1 protein-coding gene and 1 pseudogene are annotated in these 1402 nt (G+C 57.2%); one reads left to right on the top strand and one right to left on the bottom strand.

Annotation, left to right across the window (positions count from 1 at the left end; all coding sequences use genetic code 11):
* The first annotated feature begins 187 nt into the window (after nucleotides 1-187).
* Nucleotides 188-730: an MFS transporter gene (locus tag F6X42_RS42650; protein WP_187639733.1), complete on the top strand. Its 543-nt coding sequence runs from the start codon at nucleotides 188-190 to the stop codon at nucleotides 728-730.
* 145 nt (nucleotides 731-875) lie between these two features.
* Here the strand turns inward: F6X42_RS42650 and F6X42_RS42655 are convergent.
* A pseudogene (locus F6X42_RS42655) lies at nucleotides 876-1290 on the bottom strand (prephenate dehydrogenase/arogenate dehydrogenase family protein); the annotation flags it as partial.
* Nucleotides 1291-1402: the final 112 nt, after the last annotated feature.

Raw genomic sequence — 1402 nt, forward strand, 5'->3', positions numbered from 1 at the left:
CTGCCAGCTTGACGAGTTCAGGATCGGGTTTTTCTCTTTTGTTGCGTTTCGCTACGGTCATCTGTGCTCCTGTTGCTGACAGTTTCCTGCCAAATGACCGTTTACACAAAAATTTTTACACCCTCCGATTGCCAGTCAGCCACGCGACATGCCTTTGAGTTGTATGGTCGCCGTTCCTGCATTTACGATGCTCTACCTTGTCGTGACGTATGTCTTGAATTACGGCGCAAGTGAATTGAGGCTCGGGTACACCACAGTGACGCTCGTATCCGTGGCCAGCGGCATCATTATGTTACTCGGAGTCTTGGTGACGTCGAGGTTATCGGACCGCATTGGCAGACGGGCTACACTTATCGGTGCAAATGGGCTGGCGACCTTGTGGGCGGTGCTTCTGTTCCCCGTGTTGCACGCGGGTACGTTCGCGGCGTATGCGGTGGCTGTCGTTGTGACGATGTTCATCGCTGGCTTCATTTTTGGCCCGATCGGCTCGTACATGTCCGAACTTTTTGATACGCGCTATCGATATACCGCAGTAGGCCTTTGCTATAACGCGTCTGGCATTCTTGGCGGTGCCGTACCTCCTCTCATTGCCGGTCCAATCATTTCGGCGTACGGCACAATCGTCTTCGGCACGGTGCTAGCGATTATGTGTTTCGTCTGTCTTTGCTGTTGCATAGCCCTCCCGGAGACGAAGCACCGAGCGCTCGACGTTAATATGGAAACGAAGTAGCACGGCTGACTTGACGCATCGTCCGTAAGCGGCCGGGCAACTCACCTGGAGTTCCGTTGACGCGCTTGGGAGTATCGTGTCCACCTAACGATGGTTCTGATGTGATGGACGACTCCCGCCGTCTAGCGGGAGTCGTCCATCACATCAGAACCGCAAAAATATGGTCATGCCGTTCGGGAGTCAGTTCATGAATGAAGGCCCCGCAACGTTTCCAAGCGGCGGCCACCAGCCCGACGTCCCGCGGCGCGTTCTCCGGCAACGCTGTCAGTACAACTTTCTTGCCAACATAAAGGTCGGAAAGCGCGGCGTCCGGTCCATGCTGTTCACGGCCGGCGATCGGATGGCCAGGCACGAACTGTGCATTCTTTGCGCCGAGAGCCTTGCGGGCGGCTGCGACCACGTCGGTCTTGGTGCTGCCGACATCGGTAAGCACCGTGCCGGGCTGCACATGCGGCGCGATCGCGCGTTCAACAGAAGTGGTGCAGCGTCCAACCCCCGACGATCTGCCCGGCCGCACCTGCTTTCTTTAGCGCCAGCGCGAATGAACGTAAGCGGTGGATTTAGCACACGGAATGGAGAATCGTTTGCAAGTAACGGCCGAGCGTAGCCGCACCGCGTCGGTTGAGATCAACCGGCGATGTCTGCATCGGGGTGATGGGAGCGCGCGCAGTC

It is taken from the genome of Paraburkholderia podalyriae (assembly GCF_014397785.1).
GTDB lineage: Bacteria > Pseudomonadota > Gammaproteobacteria > Burkholderiales > Burkholderiaceae > Paraburkholderia > Paraburkholderia podalyriae.